This is a genomic window from Calothrix anomala FACHB-343 (assembly GCF_014696435.1).
GTDB classification, from domain to species: Bacteria; Cyanobacteriota; Cyanobacteriia; order Cyanobacteriales; family Nostocaceae; genus Aulosira; species Aulosira anomala_A.
Map to the genome: position 1 here is coordinate 125,345 of NZ_JACJQG010000008.1, position 19,775 is coordinate 145,119.

The 19,775-nt window shown below is 42.7% G+C and carries 15 protein-coding genes; 4 read left to right on the forward strand and 11 right to left on the reverse strand.

Annotation, left to right across the window (positions count from 1 at the left end; all coding sequences use genetic code 11):
* Nucleotides 1–254: 254 nt before the first annotated feature.
* The 3 genes from H6G08_RS06335 to H6G08_RS38070 all read left to right on the forward strand — a co-directional run bounded on the left by H6G08_RS06335 (nt 255) and on the right by H6G08_RS38070 (nt 5,114).
* Entirely contained in the window at nt 255–1,982 is a 1,728-nt protein-coding gene (locus H6G08_RS06335) for a succinate dehydrogenase/fumarate reductase flavoprotein subunit (RefSeq protein WP_190539723.1), read from the forward strand.
* Nucleotides 1,983–2,365: 383 nt separating this feature from the next.
* Nucleotides 2,366–4,999: a PAS domain S-box protein gene (locus H6G08_RS06340; RefSeq protein WP_190539725.1), complete on the forward strand. Its 2,634-nt coding sequence runs from the start codon at nt 2,366–2,368 to the stop codon at nt 4,997–4,999.
* Nucleotides 4,986–5,114, forward strand: a complete 129-nt coding sequence (locus H6G08_RS38070; RefSeq protein ID WP_277877802.1) for a hypothetical protein — start codon at nt 4,986–4,988, stop codon at nt 5,112–5,114. Before H6G08_RS06340 ends, H6G08_RS38070 begins: the two co-directional genes overlap by 14 nt.
* 52 nt (nt 5,115–5,166) lie before the next feature.
* Here H6G08_RS38070 and H6G08_RS06345 read toward each other — a convergent pair whose 3' ends face one another.
* From H6G08_RS06345 to H6G08_RS06375, 7 genes are all read right to left on the reverse strand, one after another.
* The gene (locus H6G08_RS06345; RefSeq protein WP_242046084.1) at nt 5,167–6,576 is read right to left on the reverse strand and encodes a GlnX family signal transduction membrane protein; all 1,410 of its coding nucleotides are present in this window, start codon (nt 6,574–6,576) and stop codon (nt 5,167–5,169) included.
* A gap of 19 nt (nt 6,577–6,595) precedes the next feature.
* On the reverse strand, nt 6,596–7,255 hold the full coding sequence (locus H6G08_RS06350; protein ID WP_190539801.1) for an FHA domain-containing protein: 660 nt from the start codon (nt 7,253–7,255) through the stop codon (nt 6,596–6,598).
* A gap of 134 nt (nt 7,256–7,389) precedes the next feature.
* Complete coding sequence (locus tag H6G08_RS06355; RefSeq protein ID WP_190539727.1) at nt 7,390–8,667, reverse strand: vWA domain-containing protein; 1,278 nt, start codon at nt 8,665–8,667, stop codon at nt 7,390–7,392.
* Between the two features lie 146 nt (nt 8,668–8,813).
* Nucleotides 8,814–9,803, reverse strand: a complete 990-nt coding sequence (locus tag H6G08_RS06360) for a PP2C family protein-serine/threonine phosphatase (protein WP_199322394.1) — start codon at nt 9,801–9,803, stop codon at nt 8,814–8,816.
* A 45-nt stretch (nt 9,804–9,848) separates the two neighbouring features.
* The gene (locus tag H6G08_RS06365) at nt 9,849–12,026 is read right to left on the reverse strand and encodes a serine/threonine-protein kinase (RefSeq protein ID WP_190539729.1); all 2,178 of its coding nucleotides are present in this window, start codon (nt 12,024–12,026) and stop codon (nt 9,849–9,851) included.
* A gap of 27 nt (nt 12,027–12,053) precedes the next feature.
* Complete coding sequence (locus H6G08_RS06370; protein ID WP_190539731.1) at nt 12,054–12,341, reverse strand: hypothetical protein; 288 nt, start codon at nt 12,339–12,341, stop codon at nt 12,054–12,056.
* Between the two features lie 68 nt (nt 12,342–12,409).
* Entirely contained in the window at nt 12,410–13,630 is a 1,221-nt protein-coding gene (locus H6G08_RS06375; RefSeq protein WP_190539733.1) for a hypothetical protein, read from the reverse strand.
* Between the two features lie 369 nt (nt 13,631–13,999).
* On the opposite strand from H6G08_RS06375, the gene H6G08_RS06380 reads away from it, so the two are divergent.
* Nucleotides 14,000–14,353: a DUF760 domain-containing protein gene (locus H6G08_RS06380; RefSeq protein WP_190539734.1), complete on the forward strand. Its 354-nt coding sequence runs from the start codon at nt 14,000–14,002 to the stop codon at nt 14,351–14,353.
* Nucleotides 14,354–14,511: 158 nt separating this feature from the next.
* On the opposite strand, the gene H6G08_RS06385 is transcribed toward H6G08_RS06380, so the two are convergent.
* From H6G08_RS06385 to pilM, 4 genes are all read right to left on the reverse strand, one after another.
* Entirely contained in the window at nt 14,512–16,938 is a 2,427-nt protein-coding gene (locus tag H6G08_RS06385; RefSeq protein WP_190539736.1) for a secretin GspD/PilQ domain-containing protein, read from the reverse strand.
* 134 nt (nt 16,939–17,072) lie between these two features.
* Nucleotides 17,073–17,846: a pilus assembly protein PilO gene (locus H6G08_RS06390; protein WP_190539738.1), complete on the reverse strand. Its 774-nt coding sequence runs from the start codon at nt 17,844–17,846 to the stop codon at nt 17,073–17,075.
* Entirely contained in the window at nt 17,843–18,613 is a 771-nt protein-coding gene (locus H6G08_RS06395; protein WP_190539740.1) for a PilN domain-containing protein, read from the reverse strand. The genes H6G08_RS06390 and H6G08_RS06395 overlap by 4 nt, the downstream gene beginning before the upstream one ends.
* Before the next feature lie 4 nt (nt 18,614–18,617).
* Entirely contained in the window at nt 18,618–19,724 is a 1,107-nt protein-coding gene (gene pilM / locus H6G08_RS06400) for a type IV pilus assembly protein PilM (protein WP_190539742.1), read from the reverse strand.
* Nucleotides 19,725–19,775: the final 51 nt, after the last annotated feature.

A 19,775-nucleotide genomic window follows, 5' to 3' on the forward strand; every position in this document is an offset into this window, starting at 1 on the left:
GACTATTGACTGTTGACTATTGACTGTTGACTGTTAATAACTTGAACGGAATAAGTGATTTTTTCGAGTTCCTGTGAAAGTTGAGATTTGCTGTTAGGGATTGAGTCGTCTGGCTTAAGAAATATAAATATCTCAGCGATAAGTTACCTAAATTATGCAAAATCTCAAAATACAATCCAAGATCGCAACTATATCCCTGTCCTGTGGCAGGGAATTTCTTTGTCTACACTATTAAAAATTCATAAAAATTAATTATGCTGGAACATGATGTAATTATTGTTGGTGGTGGCTTGGCGGGATGTCGTGCGGCGGTGGAAATTGCCCGGATTAATCCCAGTTTAAATGTAGCTGTCGTGGCAAAAACTCACCCGATTCGTTCCCACTCGGTAGCGGCGCAAGGTGGCATGGCAGCATCGTTAAAAAATGTCGATTCTGAAGATAGTTGGGAAGCCCATGCCTTTGATACTGTTAAGGGTTCGGATTATTTAGCAGACCAAGATGCTGTGGCTATTCTCGCCCAAGAAGCGCCAGATGTGGTGATTGATTTGGAACACATGGGCGTGTTGTTCTCCCGGTTACCAGATGGAAGGATTGCCCAGCGTGCTTTTGGCGGACATTCTCACAATCGTACCTGCTATGCGGCTGATAAAACCGGTCACGCAATTTTACATGAATTGGTGAATAATTTACGGCGCTATGGTGTGCAAATTTACCAAGAATGGTACGTAATGCGCCTGATTTTGGAAGAGGGACAGGCAAAAGGTGTGGTGATGTATCACCTGCTGAATGGGCATATAGAAGTATTACGCGCCAAAGCTGTGATGTTTGCCACTGGGGGATATGGTCGCGTATATAACACGACCTCAAATGATTATGCTTCGACCGGTGACGGTTTAGCAATGACAGCGATCGCAGGTTTGCCCCTCGAAGACATGGAATTTGTGCAATTTCACCCCACAGGATTGTACCCTGTAGGCGTGCTAATTTCTGAAGCTGTGCGGGGCGAAGGGGCTTATTTAATCAACTCCGAAGGCGATCGCTTTATGGCAACCTACGCCCCCAGTCGGATGGAACTAGCACCCCGCGATATTACATCAAGAGCGATCGCTTATGAAATTCGTGCTGGGCGGGGTATACATGCCGATGGTAGCGCTGGGGGGCCGTTTGTCTACCTGGATTTGCGCCACATGGGTAAAGAAAAAATCATGAGTCGCGTTCCCTTCTGTTGGGAAGAAGCCCATCGCTTAGTTGGTGTTGATGCAGTGACTCAACCTATGCCAGTCCGCCCGACTATTCACTATTGTATGGGCGGTATCCCAGTGAACATTGATGGCAAAGTCCGCAGTGGTGGCGATGAATTTGTTGAAGGCTTTTTTGCTGCTGGGGAAACTTCTTGCGTGTCTGTACATGGCGCTAATCGCTTAGGTAGTAATTCCCTATTGGAATGTGTAGTTTATGGCAAACGTACCGGAGCCGCGATCGCTCAATTTGTGCAAAACCGCAAATTACCCACAGTCGATGAACAACGTTACATCAAGGAAGCGAAAGAACAAATTCAAGCTTTACTAGAACAGCCAGGAACATACCGAATTAATGAAATTCGCCAAGCCTTTCAAGATTGCATGACTCAATATTGCGGCGTTTTTCGTACCGCAGCAGTGATGCAGGAAGGGTTGGAAAAACTTACCCAAATACAACAGCAATATCCACAAATATATTTAGATGACAAAGGTAATTCTTGGAATACAGAAATTGTTGAAGCTTTGGAATTGCGGAGTTTAATGGTAGTAGGACAGACGATTTTAGCTTCCGCTTTAAATCGTCAAGAAAGTCGCGGCGCACACTTCCGTGAAGACTATCCCCAAAGAGATGATGAAAAATTCCTCAAGCATACAATGGCTTATTATTCACCAGCAGGAATTGATATTCAATATCGTTCGGTAGCCATTAACATGTTTCAGCCACAGGAGAGGAAATATTAGTTGGGAGCATCCCAAATGTGCAAAAACGCCCTCACCCTATAAGGGTGGGGCTAGAAATACGAAGCCTGCCTTCGCAGGCTAAAAGTTTGATAGCCTGCGAAGGCAGGCTTTGTTGGTATAGCAATACCCTTCTAGGGTATTGCGTCACAATTGGGATGCTCCCCAGTCATTTATCAGTTTTTTGGCGATCGCATCATGAAAAATATTAGGGCTTACGCAGTGTCAGATATTTTTCATGCTTTTTGTCAATGGTCAATTGACCATTGACTTTTGACTTTTGACGAAGTTAGGTAATTTTTGTTTACTTGCACTCATACAAGGGAACTCTAGATTAAGCACCACTAGAGCGTCTAGGAAAACTAATCTGCTACGGCTTCAAAGATATGACTCAGTTCTCTTCCAGTCACGACGAGATATCCCCAGAATCAGTATTTCTAGAAACTGAGAGCGTAGCTAGCCTCAAGCAAGAAATCATCACTCTCCGACAGAGGGTAGCGCAGTTAGAGCAAGAGTTAGCAAATTTATGGGAATCACCATCTTTACAACAAAAAACGATACTAGAACTAGAAGCTAAGAGTTTTTTTCAGCCAGCGAGGGAAGAACACCAAGCTTTGATGACAATTCTCGAAGCTAGTGCCGATTTTATTGGTATTGCATCAATGACAGGACAGCCTTTTTACCTCAATCCAGCAGGAATGAAGTTAGTTGGATTGCAGGATATGGAGGAAACTAAAACCAAACATCTCAGTGATTTTATCTTACCTGAAGACATGGAACTATTTCAGGAAAGTATTTTACCAACTGTAATCCAGGAAGGTTATTGGCAAAGTGAATTTCGGTTTCGCCATCTTGTGACGGGAGAGCCAATTTTAATTGACTATACTCTGTTTTTAGTGAAAGATCCAGTTACGAATCAGCCTATAGGCTTGGCAACTATTAGCCGCGATATTCGCGATCGCAAATGCACCGAACAGCGTCTTTTAGAACAAACTCAGCTATTACAAAGTGTCTGGGAAGGCGTAGACTACGGCATTTTTGTCTTTGATGTTTTAGATAACGGTCAAGAATTCCGCTTTGTCGATTATAATCCGGCGATCGCTCGTAGCAGAACTGTAGATATGCCAAGCATCTTGGGTAAAACTTTAGCGGAAGCGATGTCTAAGGATATGGCTGCACTTTACCGTCAACATTATGCAGAGGCTGTCCATTCCGGTACAACTAGCTTTTTTGAAGAACATTTTTGTGCTAATGGCCAAGAAACCTGGTGGTCTGTCAGTGTCACACCTTTAAAAGATAGTAGTTCGCGCATCCATCAAATTGTCGTCACCGCCACAGATATTACAGAACGCAAACAAGCTCAAAACGCACTAGAACAACAAGAAATTCTCTACCGTACCATTTTTGAAAATGTTAGTGATGGTATCAACATCATTGATATAGAAACAGGAAAAATTGTTGTCGCTAATCATGCTATTTGTCAGATGCATGGCTATTCTCAAGAGGAATTTGTCAAACTTCAGCCGCCAGAGTTTGTCCATGAAGATACCTTACCAAGATTTGCTGAGTTTATCCGTGACATTAGAGCTGGTAATCAATTTCACGGTCAAGGATTAGATCTACACAAAGATGGCACTTTGATAGATGTTGAGGTATCAGCCAGTCCTATTTTTTACAATGGTAAAATCCATGCCTTGGGAGTCATTAGAGATATTAGTGAACGCAAGCGTTCTGAACTGGCGTTGGCTGAAAGCGAAGCCAAATTCCGCAACCTTGTAGAAAATGCCAATGATGTTATATGGACTACTTTAGTAGATAGTACTATCACTTATATATCGCCAAAATTTCAGGAGATTTTTGGCTACGAAGTTTGCGAATGGTTAAATCAATCATTTGTACCATTGATTCACCCTGATGATTTACCGCAAGTGATGGCATTTCTCAAGCAAATTATTGAGACAGGTGAGAGTATTAATGACATAGAGTTTCGCCATCCGAAAAAAGATGGAACTTGGGGTTGGGTAACATCTAATGCCTCAATTCTCAAAGATGCTGATGGTCAAGTCATGGGATGGCAGGGGATTTTGCGAGATATTAGCGATCGCAAACAAGCAGAAATTCAACTCCAACAACAAACCCAAGAACTAGAAAACACCTTGTACGAACTCAAACAAACCCAACTGCAAATGATTCAAAGTGAAAAAATGTCCAGTTTGGGGCAAATGGTTGCAGGTGTAGCCCATGAAATTAATAACCCTGTTAACTTTATTCATGGTAATCTTTCTCATATTAGTGAATATACTCAAGATTTAATAAATCTCGTAGCACTATATCAACAATATTATCCTCAACCGCCAGAAGAAATTGCCGATGTCCTCGAATCTATCGATATAGAATTTCTCATCGAAGACTTAAGTAAAGCCTTGCAATCCACGCGCATAGGAACTACGAGAATTCGAGAAATTGTGCTTTCGTTAAGGAATTTCTCGCGTTTGGATGAAGCCGAAGTTAAAGATGTAAATATTCACGATGGCATTGATAGCACTATTATTATTCTCCACAATCGTTTAAAAGCACATTCAGAACGCCCAGAGATTCAAGTTATCAAGAAATATGGTGATTTACCGCCTGTGGAATGTCATGCAGGACAATTAAATCAGGTATTTATGAATATTCTTAGTAATGCGATTGATGCTTTAGAAGAACATAGTCAGCAACAATTGCAAACAGGAATTTCTGTTAATTCCAGGATTATTTCAATTCACACAGAAGTAATTAATAACAATTGGGTGCAAATTTGTATCGCTGACAATGGCCCGGGAATTAAACCAGAAATTTGTCAGAAGTTATTCGATCCCTTCTTTACGACAAAGCCAGTTGGTAAAGGTACAGGCTTAGGTTTATCTATTAGTTATCAAATTATTACTGAAAAGCATGGCGGTAAATTGTGGTGTGAATCTACACCAGGACAAGGAACAAAATTTATCATTGAAATCCCCATAATTTATGTCAATAGATAAGTATGTTGGGGTCAACAGTCAACAGTCAACAGTCAACAGTCAACAGTCAACAGTCAACAGTCATTTATCTCCCTTGTCCTCCTTGTCTTCCCTTCCCTGCCTGCATAGCGATTAGTTATTTTTTGAATTGGAAGTCACCACAACCTATTTGGAATTGCTGTAGATGATTAAACAAAGTACTCTTTGATACGTGGTGTTAGCCCGAATAATGTCAAAAGCGCGATCGCACTCAGCGCTACTGTAGCTTTAAGTTCAAAACCTTCGAGATCGCGAAAGCCTTGCTTGATTGCTTTGTCGAAAGCAGCTTGGTTAATATCAAAAGCTTTTTGATTAGTTGCTTTCAACTGTTCAAACGCCCAAATTGACTGTCCTGGGTTATTACCTAAGGATAAAGCGATCGCTTGTTGATGTTTGCCGCTTTTTTCTAAATCGCGAATTTGGCGATCGATTGTCAAATAAGTGCCCAAACTCGCCAGATTTGCTAATGTCGCTGCTTTTTCACCTGTAAAAACAATATTTTTCAGTTCATCAGCTAGGTAACCTGTAAACCCATCAACTTTGGCATACTCATATTTATAAGCTTCTACTACTGACTCAATAGTCTTTCCTGGCGGTACTTGGGCAATTTGAGCGATATTTTGTCCAAAAGCTTGTTCGTGGCTGCTAGCAAAAGCTGTATCAAGTAAATAGCGACTTTTGGCAGTATTAGCGATATAGGCGATCGCTCTAGCTTGGCGTAAGGTATGCATAGAAGTAAAAGCGTCTTCTGTCGCTACTCTCAGGTTTTGGGAAGCTGATAACAACGCGCCAGCAGTATAATTTAACAAGCCAAGTGCGATCGCAGTAGCTAATAACAGCGCTGGATTAAAAGTGCGACGCATCCGTTGGCTGAGAAATATTTGTAGCCAACCCAGTAAAACAATCAGTGCTAAACCAATTAAGAAAATAGAAAATATATAATTTTGTGTGGCAACTTTTTTTTGAGTGTAAGTAGCGTCTAAAGCTTGCAGATTTACCTTATCTAACTCATCGGCTGCGGGGAGAAGGGTTTTATCCATGATTTCGCTAGCAGCACGATAAGCAATCAGCATGGCATTATTATCCCCACGGGCGTGAGAATCTCTCGCTTGCTGGATTTTAGCTAAGTAGTTACCTAAAGCCAATTGCATAGTTTCAATTTGTTTGCGTTCTATATCTCCAAATGAGATACTTTCAGCCGCAGCTACTAACCTTTCCGTAACTCTTAAATATCGTTCTTCGTAACCTTTAATAGCATCTTGGTTTTGTCCCGTTGGTACTAACAATTCGTTCACAACATTAGCATCCATCCCCGCCAGCCCATCTTTTAGGCGTTGCGCTGTGACGATACTGGGGGTGGAATCTTGTCCTACAGTTTTAATCGCCTGTCTTTGCGCCTGCACTCCGCTAATAATACTAATTAGTAGTAAGACGCTGGATATCCAGGTTAGATATAAACCACTTTTGAGCAATTGCGGCGTCGTCAGTCCGCGAATAGCTTTATTTGAAACTGCAATAATTTTACTCATATTGGGTATGGGGCATGGGGCATGGGGCATGGGGCATTTGTGACTTATTTCAGCGAATTGCTGCGATCGCAATTCTTGTCCAATGTCCTAAAGTGAATTCATCGCCATCTTGTAGAGAAATATCTACCATTGGTTTTAACTCTACGCCTTTGAATTGCGTACCGTTAGAAGAACCAATATCGCGCAGGGTGAATGTACCATCTGCTTGACGGTTTAATAAAGCATGGCGGTGAGAAACTGCGCCGTCAAAATCTAGAGCAATTTCTGGATGAATGGCTCTAGCTTGACTATTGCGACCGATAAGGTTAGTTTCCTTTTCTAATGGAAAAACTATCGGCGCTTGTGCTGTTGGGGGTTCTGGACTTTCGGGATGACGCAGAGATGGATCGATTGTCACTACCAATTGCCAACCAATAATCGGGGATGGGGGAGTAGAAACAGATGCTTGTTTTTGTGTTACCTTTTCTTCTTGGGGAATTTTAGCGATCGCTAATTCTCCATGTGCTTGAGTAACAAAGTTATAACCACAAATCTCGCAATAGTCCCCACTGTCAACCTCGTGAGGCGCACTACAAGCTGGACAGGTTTCAATATTTACTGTTGTTTTAGCTATTTTTGGTTCAGCTATACCGAGAATTTTGGCACCACACTCCGAACAAAAATCTGATTCTGTGGATTCGTGACCTTTAGGACATTGATATATAGGCATGGTCAATAGTCATTAGTCATTTGTCAATAGAGACGCGATTAATCGCGTCTGTACAATAATCATTTATCATTTGTGACTTATTTGTTTCTGTTCCTTCTGCCTTCTGCCTCCTGCCCTCTGCCTTTTTTCACTCACTAAGACTTAGGAATGCGAGTAGTTTTTGTAGAACGAGTTTCTAATGCCATCGCGTCTTCCTTGGCTACATCTCGCTTTAACCGCACTGTACCTGTAGGTGCATCTTCCACATCAACAACAGTTTTGAGCAGTTTGGCTGTGGCTTCATTCCCAGATTCATGAGCTAATTTCACAGCTTTACCTAATTTGGCGGTAGCAACTTCAATATCGCCCTTAGCACGAGCTTCTAATCCTTCTTGAATTGATTGCGCTAGTTCTGCTTGTCCGGTATAGTGCGCAACTCGCTTATTAATTTTGGTAGATTTGGCTTCGTCATCTGTCCAAGTTGCCAAAATTCGGGCTTCTGCAACTTTTGTTTCTACACCATTAACGGTGTAAACTAAGCTGGCGCGACCAGCTAACATTTCATCACCCACATTACCGGCATTAACTTCGATGCAAAAGTGGTAATCGCGGGACTCATCCCTACCCCAAGCACCAGTAGGATATTCCAACATCTGTGGTTTAACTGCTTTACCACGCTGTGTTAAATCAACAATATCTGGACTCACCTGTTTGCAAAATAGTACCTTAGCTCCTTGGGGCGTCCACAAACGCATAGTGACATCGCTGACATTCTTACTCATAGCTTTTGCTAAAATTGCCTGAAAATCAGCTTCAATCATTGCCGCATCGGGAATAATATCAGTCGTTCCCAGCAGTTTCCCAGCGATTTGTTGGAGTTGAGCAACCCGCCAATCAGTCCCCACACCCCGGCAATCGCACTGAAATACACCCTCACATTGCTGTAAAATCTTCTGCAGTGCTTGCTCATCTGTATCATCATTCATGCCATCGGTGAGTAGTAAAGCTTGGCGCACAGCATCGGGTTTCTTGTTAAACTGTGCCAGCGCTTCAGTTAACCACTTAGACATGAGCGTACCACCATTAGCCAGGATTCTTTTAATTGCGGCGATCGCTTCTTCTTTCTTTTCAGGTGTAGCTTTAGACACCGGGAAAACTACACTCGCTTTACTAGAACCCGTGACAATAAAAAAGTAAGCATCCTCTGGTAACAAACTCACAACTTTTACCATTGCATCCTTAGCAGCGTGAATTTTACCGCCGCCCATTGAACCAGAGACATCACAGATAATACCAAAAAGTCTGTCATTACCAGTAGAAACGGGTACACCATCACCCTTTTCCACGCTGACAGTCATGATCGCATGAACTTCTTTAGCACCTTCGTGTAAATATTGGTTTTGAAAAACTTCCGCTTTGAATTGGTTTGACATATTAGGGGCTAGGGGTTAGGAGCTAGTGGTTTATCGCCAAAATTTTGATGAGTTTACTCATTCTTAATATTTCTTCTTTTCTTTCTTCATTTTCTTCTTCGTGTACTTCGCGTCTTCGCGGTTCGTTTTTTACACCATAATTGAGCTTATAACGCCAAAACAGCCACCGTAATATTGTCATGTCCGCCACCTTGCCGCGCAAACTCCACCAAACTCCGAGATACACTCATCGCATCTTTACCAGGCGATCGCGCTACTAACTGAGCTAATTCCTCAGCTTTTGGAGCATAATTCCATAATCCATCACTACATAAAAGCAAATATCCCGACTCAGGAATCGTAAAATTGACTATTGAAGGTGTAGCATCCGCAACTGCATCTGCTCCTAGCCAGCGAGTAATCGCATGAGCTTGAGGAGATTTTCTCGCTTCAGCTTCGCTCATTTCTCCTGCGGCTACCACCTCATATAACCAGGAATCATCCCGAGTTAATTGTTGGGAAGCCTTACCAGAAATCCAATAAGCACGGCTGTCACCTAACCAACCAATAGTAACGGTACGGTTATATACAATCGCAGCCACAATAGTAGTTGATGGTGGATCGGAATTTACACCAGATATACAAGGAATATTACATACAGAATCGAGCGCCGCAGCAAAGGCGGATTTAATCGCTAACTCTGGTTTTTCTCCACTTTGCCAAACATGAGCTAATTTCCCAGCCGCAGTTTCAGCAGCATTACGAGCCGCTAAATCTGGTTGTTCCGCGCTAGAAACACCATCGCAAACTACGAGAATATTTACCTGGGAGTCATTAATCTGGTGTAGAGCCAAAAAATCTTCATTGCGGTGATGTCTCAAACCGCGATCGCTCACTCCCGCTAACTGTGAATTAATAATTATTTCGATGCGATCGCTCTTTTTGGCTTCCCTGCGAAATCCGCAATTACTACAGTAACCATCAGTATCAATGGCTTCTATTCCCGCACCGCATTTTTCACAGCCTTGTGTATTTGTTGGCGGTTTACTAGCGGTTAAAGGCGTACCGCATTCCTCACAAAATTTGTCCCCTACTAGGACTGAAGCACCACATTTTGGGCATTGCATAATTATTATTGGGCATTGGGCATTGGGCATTGGGCGGAGACGCGATGAATCGCGTCTCTACAATTGTCTGCTGACTTAAATGAAAGTCCTTGGGCGTATGCGGTTGGCTTGATCAACTAAGTGGATTTTCTCTTTACCTGTAGCTAGGTGTGCCATGTCTCGCAAGGCTTTTTCTAGTCCTTGGCGCAGATGTTTTTCTTGCAGGGGTTGTCCTAAAATCTTCATACTAGGAGTAACTTTTAATTGCTTTGAGGTGAGTAAATTTAAGGCTGTTTCTAGAACTTGTTGAATGAGCCGATAGCGATCCATTCCTTCTAAAGTTAGGGTTTCAATCGCAGAGGAAGCTGTTTGTAGTTCTTGAAAACTGGGAATATCGCGATCGCGGTTGATTAAAGTCCGAGCAATTTCGACTCGCGATCGCATAAATAAACTAGAACTTGGCGGTACTCTTCCTAAAGCGGCGACTGCTCCTTGGCGATCGCCTGTTGCTGACAAACAACGGGCTAAACCAAAGGCTGCTGTCACATAGCTGGGATCTGTACGGATAACTAACTCGTACATCTTAATTGCTAGTTGATAATTTTGCGCCTGTTCTGCGGCTAAACCTAGCGCCAATTTGGGTGCTAACTCTCCCGGTAAGTCAAAATAAACTTGATCGAAAGCTTTTTGCGCGGCTTGTGCTTGATTGTGCGCCATTAAAGCCCGCCCCCGATACCAAAAAATGCGCCAATCCCACGGATCTTTAGCTTCGAGTTTGGCTAAGGTTTGCTCTGCTTCGGCAAAATTCAACCCCTCAATCAAGCTATTGGCTAACCGCAGTAATGCTTCGCGGGAATCAGGAAATTGCTTGACGACTTCATCTAAACTCATTGCCCGTTTCATCGGATCGGCGATCGCGCTAGCATTTAGCACAGCATTAAATCCAGGATCGTTAGCATCTAAGATTGGTAACGGTAATTGTTCATAATCTGGTTTAATTGGCTCCAAACTACCACCGTAAGTCAGCGCTAGCATATCTCCCCCTAACACATGACTAGCAGCTGGACGAGGAATATTAGTTTCCAGGGCGACAACTTCCCGCAGTACACCCAATAATTGATCCGCCATTTCATCGGCTGATTGAAAGCGATCGTCAGGATTTTCCGCAGTGGCTTTAATTAAGAAGCGATACAGAGATTCTTGTTGCCCAAATAACGGTTCTTCTTCAGGACTGGGTAATGTATACAGGTGTTCTTTACTAAAGCCTTTAATATTAGTCAGCAATACTGCCAAAGTTCTGCCAACAGTAAATAAATCGGATACGACTGTCGGCCCTTCACCTGCTTCTGGGGCGCTATAACCTACTGTACCGTAAATATCGCCATCTAAATCCTCAATTCGGCGCACGCCACCCAAGTCAATTAACTTCACATCGCCGCCTTCAACCATAATATTGTCTGGTTTGAAGTCGCAATATACCATGCCTAAAGAATGTAAATAAGCAAAAGCACTGAGAATGCGGTGAATATAAGCGATCGCTTCCGCTACAGGTAAAGGCCCCCGACTTTTACGAATTTCCTTGAGAGTTTTACCGCCAACATATTCCATGACAATAAAACCCTCAGTACCGTGATTCACAAAGTTGTAAATTCCTACGATATTGGCGTGTTTTACGGCTGCGAGGAATTGTCTTTCGGCTACAGCTACGGCTGCACTAGCTGCATCTTCTGTATTCAGAAGTCCTTTTAAAACGACATAGCGAGAGAGAGTTTTATCGAAACCTAAATAAATCCAGCCTAAACCACCATAAGCGATCGCACCTTTAACTTCATATTGTCCGACAACCAAATCCCCAGGATTCAGACTAGGAATAAACGAATATTTCTGTCCGCACTTGCTACAAAATCCCTTTTCCCGGCGCAACTGGTGATTGCAATTACTACAAAAACGCTTATTCTCTGGCACCATTGGGTTAAGCAGAATCGCCTTTTCTGGATCGGTGGAAGGTAATTCTGGTACAGAGATTAACCCAGCACCTAATTGTCTGCGACTACTGCGAGCAGAAGTGCCACTAGTACGCCGCGAACCCTTAGAACGGTTAGTTAACGGCGAAGAACCCGTACCCGTAGTCACCGGAGAACTTCTCGCAGTAACATTTACACTTTGCTTTTGGCTGACAGGGGCAGATTTTACCGCCGCCAACCCACAGACATTACAGTAACCATCTTCAATCATGCCAGTACAGGCATTTCTCGTACAGCGATCGCCGTTCATTTAGGTCTCCTAGTCATTTGTCATTTGTCATTTGTCATTTGTGAAGAGATAAGGGTGAAATTTCGAGATAAAAAGCTCAACTTCCGAGATAAAAGGCTCAACTTCCGAGATAAAAGGCTCAACTTCCGAGATAAAAGGTGCAACGTTCGAGATAAAAGGCTCAACTTCCGAGATAAAAGCTTCAACGTTCGAGATAAAAGGCTCAACCTTCGAGATAAAAGGCTCAACCTTCGAGATAAAAGGCTCAACTTCCGAGATAAAAGGTGCAACATTCGAGATAAAAGCCTCAACAGCCATCATCAATTCATTACCCACCTTCTCCCCCTTGTCTCCCTTGTCCTCCTTGTCCCCTTTGCCTCCTTCCACGCCCCATGCCCCATGCCCTATGCCCTATTCCCCATACCCCAATTCAACCGCTTCTCATACTGAGAGACTAACTCAGCCGCCTTATCTAAAGCCGTGGGGCGCGTGTATAAAATTTGCTTTGCTTGTGCAGCTATATCGGATAGTTTGCCATCTTCAATTAATCCTTTAGCTAATGCTTTAGCTTGGAGAGCATCTAAACGTCCTCGTAACTCCTGACGATTGGCTAAAAGGGCGCTATTAGCAGTAAATACTTGTTGTTCTGATGCTATGTAAGCTTGCGCTTTATCGATCCAATTCTCTAAACCGATGATAACTGGATTGACTAACCCCTCCGCTAGCTTAGTTTCTAACCTAGTTAACCATTGAGTCAGGGCATTTAACTCCTCAGGCGTCAATGAAGGCGATTTGATTAAATACCCCACGATTTTCTCCTGAGTTTCCGCAAAAGTAACTAGAGAATTTGCCTGGATTGTAGTTAATTTTTCTAACAAATCGCGAGCGATCGCCAATCTTGCGCGAATTTGACGTTGCTGTTTCAGTGCTTGTTCAACAACTGACTTTACTTTTACCAACATCGGCTGAATTTGTTGTTCAACCTCCACCCTCACCCCTAGAGGATCTTCTTCTACTCTTTGACGCAAAGATGCGATCGCAGTTTGAATTTGTACCAGTTCATCAATCACTTGACTATCTAAGAATTCTGCTGAGTTTTGCAGTGCGTAAATTTGCGATTCTGCATCTGCCAAAATGTTATCTAGATGATTCCAAGCCTCATCCACAGCTAAAACAGCATCCCTAGCCACAGAAAAAGCGTGAGTCATCACTTGTAATAACTCCCCAGGTGCGATCGCATTTACTGTATGAGTAGCACTCAGCAATTCTCTTTGTGCAAGCGGCGTATGTACTGCTGGTAAATCAATGGAAGCACCTATCAACAGTTGTTTAATCTCATCAATCTTGTCTGCGCTGGCTAAAAATCGTGGTAATTGCTGACGTAACTTACTCGCCTTCTCCACCACCTGCACTAATAAGTCGAAATATTGAAACAAATCATTCATCGCCTCCAGTGCCGGAGTCACCCTTATCGCCGTAATTCCCGCCAAACTTAGCTGAGGATAGCCAGAATAACCACAAAGCCTTTGATATGTAGACTGTTCTTGTAATTCCAGGAGATTTTGGCTAGCCGCATTAATTTTCTGCTGCCAATCAGCCAAAAGTTGGTCGATTTCATCTATCACAGCGCAGACTCCCGTATTCAAGAAACTGTTGCACTCAAGAGCGATCGCTATCTGCTCACAAAGTATTATCTGTACTTTTGCTTTATAACAACCATTGGTTAACGAAAGTTGAAGATTTTTACCTTTCCTGAGAATTACCGCCTCCCTTGCTAGAAATGCACCTAATGATTTTGAGATATATAGAACCTCAAAAAACCTCAGCGTACCTTCGCGCCAACCTCAGCGTACCTTTGCGTTAAAAAAATAAATTTCCTCCTCCCAAGCCAGAGTAGAACAAACCCTGCCTTCAAAGTTCGGTTTCACCAACCCTCCCAAAATCAACAACCCGATAAATTAATAAATAAATCAACCGCAATTGAAGTAAAAAACATGAGTAACCTTTCCCCTCGCCAGCCAGATTACTTTGAATCGCCAACCCAAAACAATAACTTGTTGCAATACATACAATCATTAAATCCCCAAACAGTTGCTCAACTTTCTCGACCCACATCACCCGAAGTATTGCGTTTAATTCAACGCGCCATTGTAGAAATGTTAGGTAATTTACCCAATGACAAATATCAGTCCTTAATTACCACCAGCCGCGAAGAACTAGGTAGACTCTTAGGTTCCGCAATGGTAGACGGTTATTTCCTCCGCAACGTCGAACAACGCCTAGAAATGGAAAAAACATTACAACTTACAGGTATTACCTCCACAGAACCTGACAGCCATAATGCTTAAATTATTATTACCTTCCTCACTCAAAACCCAAAAAATAAATAGAGATGAGAGACCAATAAATCTCTCATCTCCCTAATCCCAAAATCTCTAAAATTCGTCAACAAATTCTCACCAGCCTCCGTAATTACGAATTACGCATTACGAATTACGAATTAACATTATCGCTTATTAGAAGGTTGCCAACCGCGACGTTCCAACAATTGTCGCACCTCTGGACTGGGATTATAGTTATAGCCATAAGATGAGCGTTCTGAATCATCCATAATTTGAGGTGTCAGCATCACAATCACCTCTCTACGTTCATTACTTCTGTTAGTTCTTCTAAACAGCGAACCAATTAAAGGTAAGTCACCTAAGATAGGAATCTTAGAAACACTAGTTCTATCTTGGTCTTGAATAATACCTGAGAGAATCAGCGTTTGACCATCTCGCAAGCGAATCATCCCAGAAGTCAAAGAGCGTTCAGATACTAAAATGATTTGGCCATTTCCTGTATTTTCAGCAGCGGTAGGTGCGCTGACAGTAGGAGCAACCGAGAGAGAAACAAAACCATTGTCATCAATACGTTCAATTTTTACATTCAACGTCAGACCAACTTTTTGTTTATCTATTGTTCTCTCAGTTCTTGAGCCGCCTGAAGTATCCGTTGTTTGAATAGTTATGTTCCCCACAACTTCCTGAGTTAGATTGACAAGTGCTTGCTGACCTTCTTGCACAATTAAAGTTGGGTCAGTCAAAATCTTGGCATTACCATTTGTCACCTGAGCTTGCAAACTAGCAAGTAAACGTTTGGGGAATTGGTACAAAGACGGAAGAGCTGTTGTAACTGTACCAAGAGTACCCCGTGCGACACTTGTTGTTCCATCAGCATTCCGCGTTACAACGGTATCAGTAGCTGGAGTGATATTAGAGAAACCTGGTTGTAGCGGATTGGTACTACTCGGAGCAATAGGTTGATAAAAGGTTCCACTTCCAGGGTTTTGGGTTCTCGTGGTTGTACCATCTGGATTCACTACTATAGTACCTGGGGTAGTCCCAGGAATACTGATACCGCTATTAGGATCAATAAAAGGTGTTCCTGAAACAGGGTTAGTAATAACTGGAGTTTCACTTACACTTCTTGATGCTTCAGTAGCGCTAGCAGGTCTAGAGCCACCAAAATTGAAAGATGCTGCACCACCATCCACAGCAAAGAAGTTGTTCCCTGCACCAAAAGAAAAGCTCGTGTTGTAATCCTGCGTCCCTGTGAGATTCACATCCACAATTTTGACATTAACCACCACTTGACGACGGCGGATATCAAGCTGAGTTAATTGCGCCATCGCAATATCAATCAGCCTCGGAGAACCAATCAAGGTAATAGAATTAGTGCGCTCGTCTCCTAAGGCCTGTAAACCTCTTAGTAATGGATTAGAGTCTTTAAAATCAACTCTTTGAGTTTCTAATTTAGTTTCTGTAGTCGTCTGAGTTTGGGTAACTGCGGCGGCTGAATTACCTACAGGAACAGCACTGACACTAGTAACCAATCGTTCACGGCTAATGGCACTTTCTGCACCCATACCGACTAAAAAGTTGAGCGCCACACCCACTGTTACCTGATTCAGACGCAGACTACGCATCACGGTGTCACGGGTAGAAGTAGGCAGCTTTGACCCTACAAAAATAGTCCGCCCACTCCGATTAGCCTCTAAACCACTCAAACGCAAGACGTAATTAAACACATCTTGAACAGGTTCGTTTTCTATATCTAAAGAGATGGTTTGAGAAATAGCTTGTCCACCGGCATTAGTACCGCCACCTGCGCCTTCTCCACCTATATAGGCGAGGTTTAAACCAGCGGCGCGAGCTAGTAGTGACAACACCTCCCGCACTGGTGCATCTCTAAGTACTAACCGCGGGACACGTTCTTGAGTAGCTAGGTCAATCGTACTGGGAGAAGCATCAGTATTAGAGATAGCAATATCTCCTACTGGTGGAGCCACAGCTCTAGGTAAGAAAGGCGGCCCTTGATATACAGGTTGACCAGGGCCAGCTGGTTGTGCAGGCTTCCCATCAATCGTCACTTCCGGATTGGGGACTAGAACACCTGACGGTTGACCTGGTTGGGATGGGGTAGTAGTAGATGGTGTAGTCGATGGTGGAGTTGCTGCTGGTGTTGGTGTTGACGCTGTCGTACCAGCAGCAGGGCTAAAGCTAAGAGTAATACCATTATCTTTTCGCACTACAGGCTGATTGCTAGGGGTATTATTGCTTCCAGTTACCACCACCCGGACGCTATTAGCATCAAGCTGAATAATTTCGACGGAGGCAATTCCCGAAGTGGGGTTATCTTTACGGAAATTATTGCCTTGTGGTAAACGTAGTTGAGTATTAATAATATCTGTAACTAGAGCTTTACCTCTTTTTGTTGTGAAAATTTGTGGGCGCGAACCTGAGGAGGTTTTTAAAACGACATTAATTCCGCCATCAACTGGATTTAGCTGTACATCAGTAATCTGACTAATATCTGCCCAAACCGGTTGAGCCGCCAAGAAGATAAATGCGGCAGTGCCCAATAATAAATTATTACCGTGAAGCTGTTTCACAGTTCATTCCTCACCTAATAAAACCTTGTTGACAAATAATTTTTGAGTAGGTATATTTCAACCTGTTTTACCCATAAAAGGTTGACGGGCTGGGGATTAGGGTTATTTCCTGGCTTTTTTGTGACTAATTGCTGTTACTTCTTAGGCGGGGTAGCTGCTGCTGCTGCTGCTGCTATTTCCTCTGGAGTAAGTGGCATTAATGCTTGTAACTGGAAATTTGTATTAATTGAGGTGAGAAAAGCAGTTGGCTTTTTTGCACCTTGGTCGGACGACGATTCAATGGGTATTCTTTCCAAATTTGATTGATAATCTTTGACGATCAACAATGGCTGTAAACGCTCAATATTCCGCAGAATTGATTGCGTTTGTTCATAAGTACCAACAATTTGAATATTGACGCTGCTACGTTTTAGCTTGCCATCAACTTGTAGCCCCAGACTGCCATCTACTATCGGTTCTGCTTTTTGTGATACTGGTGCAAATTTTTTCAGTTCACCTCTGACACCAGTGGCAGAAACTTGAGCATTGGTAGTTTCCACTAAGCGATTCAAATCTAGTAACAATGTATCTAAGGTTTTTTCACTAGCAAATAAACTTAAAACCTGGACTTGTTGCTGTTTTGCCTGCTCTAGTTCAGCCTTTACCTGATCAATTTTTTTTAGGCTAGCTTTTTTTTGATCGACTTGTCCTTGTAGTTCACCAATTTTTCCTTGCTGTTGTTGATAGCTATCCCAAGCAGGCATTACCATATTCAAGACAACATATAAGGCTCCAGCAATACCCAAAACCGCTACTAAAATACCAATCAGTTGGGGGGTGATACTAATGCCAAACAGCTGTTTACCACCTGAAGATTCACTCAATTCCCCATTATTTTCTGCAAAATTAAAATCTTCACTCACCGTCATTTGGCAATGACTCCTGTTTGTTGCATACTACGAATTCGTGCCACCAATCCTACTGTGCCTTTCTGCTCCAGTTCTCGGATTAATTCCGAGGCGGGAACATCGCTCAAGCTTGATTGAATAGTGTATTTAACCACTCGAAGCGGCGGAATTTTTTTACCCTCTTTAGCATTAACAGCTGCTGGTTGTACTGGTGCATCCACTAAATCTGCTGTCACAATTTTGCTTTCTGAGGACTTTAAAAATCTCGACTGTTGCAAACTGAGCAAGAAATCATTGACATCGTTGAAAGAGCGTGCCATTCCTACAATTTCTATGCCACCAGCCGGATTACCTGCTGGTTGACCTGCTACTGGGGCTGTAGATGCTATTTGCTTGATGTTTTCAATTTGCACTTTAGCTGGAATGCGATCGCGCAAATCTTGTAACATAGCTGACCAAGGGCGAATTTGGTCAAACACTGACACTAAAGCTTGTGTCTCTCCTTTAACTTTGTTAGTCTCTTCTTTAATTTTGTTAATATTTCCAATTTCTGTGTCTAACTTCTTGTTTTCCTCATCTAGTTGTGCTATTTTTTGCTCTGACTCCACCACTTTCGCTTGTAACCACCACAAACCACCTACCGCCGCAGCAGGGAAGCAAATGCCTAATGCTACTCCCACATATAACGGTGTTAAATTCCCAGTCGGGAATTTAATTCCAGGTTTTTTACTGGTATTTTTTTGGTAATTTGGGCGGTCTTTGAGAAAGTTAATATCCAGACTGTACATTCTGTTAAACCTCCCTCATTCCTAGACCTAGTACTGTCGCTAACCCAGAGCGTTGTACTACAGGGTACTTTTCGTCGTTAATTTCTAAGGATAAAGATGCTATTGGATCGATTTGGGCAGTTGGCAAGCTTAATCTTTGGGTGAAAAACTCATCTAGCTGTTGTAGCCCACCACCAGGGCCAGCCAGAAAGATTTGTGCTATCTCTAGGTTTTCACTCTGATTGAGATAAAAATCGATGGAACGCCGCAGTTCGTCAGTTAGTTCTCCCAAAACTCTTAATATAGCTGCCATACCTGGATTGATGTCGGTAAGACCAGTTTTTCCAGCCTCTACAGGAGTTGCCATAATCGCCATGCCTTGCAACAATTCCATATCTCGCGTAGTTGGTAAACTCATTGCTTTTGATAAGGCATGTTGCATTTGATAAGTGCCTATCGGTACAGTTCGCGAAAATTGGGGTACACCATTGACAATGATGGCGATTTCTGAACTGTCAAACTCGATATCGACTAATACTGCTGCTTCTTGGGGGCCAAATTGTCGCAGTTGATCGCGAATTGTGCGAATGAGCGCAAAACTGTTAATCTCTAAAACATCAATTTCTAATCCAGCTTGCTCAAATGTATTTATGTATGTGTCCGTGACCTCCTTACGTGTAGCTACTAATAGTACTTGTACCTTTTCTATCCCATCTTCGTCTACAAAGTAGCCGAGTTTTTGGTAATCTACATCAGCTTCTTCACGGGGATAGGGTAAATATAAAGCTGCTTCATGGTTGAGTACCATTTCCCGCAGTTCTTTATCATCTAACTCGGCTGGTACAGGTATTAAACGTACAATTGAATCTCGTCCTGGTACAGCAGTCGCAACCCGAGAAGCTTTGATTTTATTGTCATTCAGCGCTTGCTGAATTAACAGCGCCATTGCTGGCGGATCGACAATTTGACCATCGGTAATTAGTCCTTCAGGAACTTCTACCGATACTAAGGCTTCTATTTTAAAGCCTTGACGCTGTTTGCGTAATTGAACTATATTCACACGTTCAGGTGCTAGTTCAATACCGACTCCTTTATTCGATTTGCCAAACAGACTATTGAAGCTTTTCACCACTTTCTTGCCCGTCGCACTGCTAAATTGAAAAGTTAAATGATACTAAAAAAC

What these genes read in the sequence shown, in the direction of transcription:
- H6G08_RS06335 (WP_190539723.1), top strand. Translation starts at nt 255, where the DNA reads ATGCTGGAACATGATGTAATTATTGTTGGTGGTGGCTTGGCGGGATGT.
- H6G08_RS06340 (WP_190539725.1), top strand. Translation starts at nt 2,366, where the DNA reads ATGACTCAGTTCTCTTCCAGTCACGACGAGATATCCCCAGAATCAGTA.
- H6G08_RS38070 (WP_277877802.1), top strand. Translation starts at nt 4,986, where the DNA reads ATGTCAATAGATAAGTATGTTGGGGTCAACAGTCAACAGTCAACAGTC.
- H6G08_RS06345 (WP_242046084.1), bottom strand. Translation starts at nt 6,576, where the DNA reads ATGCCCCATGCCCCATGCCCCATACCCAATATGAGTAAAATTATTGCA.
- H6G08_RS06350 (WP_190539801.1), bottom strand. Translation starts at nt 7,255, where the DNA reads ATGCCTATATATCAATGTCCTAAAGGTCACGAATCCACAGAATCAGAT.
- H6G08_RS06355 (WP_190539727.1), bottom strand. Translation starts at nt 8,667, where the DNA reads ATGTCAAACCAATTCAAAGCGGAAGTTTTTCAAAACCAATATTTACAC.
- H6G08_RS06360 (WP_199322394.1), bottom strand. Translation starts at nt 9,803, where the DNA reads ATGCCCAATGCCCAATGCCCAATAATAATTATGCAATGCCCAAAATGT.
- H6G08_RS06365 (WP_190539729.1), bottom strand. Translation starts at nt 12,026, where the DNA reads ATGAACGGCGATCGCTGTACGAGAAATGCCTGTACTGGCATGATTGAA.
- H6G08_RS06380 (WP_190539734.1), top strand. Translation starts at nt 14,000, where the DNA reads ATGAGTAACCTTTCCCCTCGCCAGCCAGATTACTTTGAATCGCCAACC.
- H6G08_RS06390 (WP_190539738.1), bottom strand. Translation starts at nt 17,846, where the DNA reads ATGACGGTGAGTGAAGATTTTAATTTTGCAGAAAATAATGGGGAATTG.
- H6G08_RS06395 (WP_190539740.1), bottom strand. Translation starts at nt 18,613, where the DNA reads ATGTACAGTCTGGATATTAACTTTCTCAAAGACCGCCCAAATTACCAA.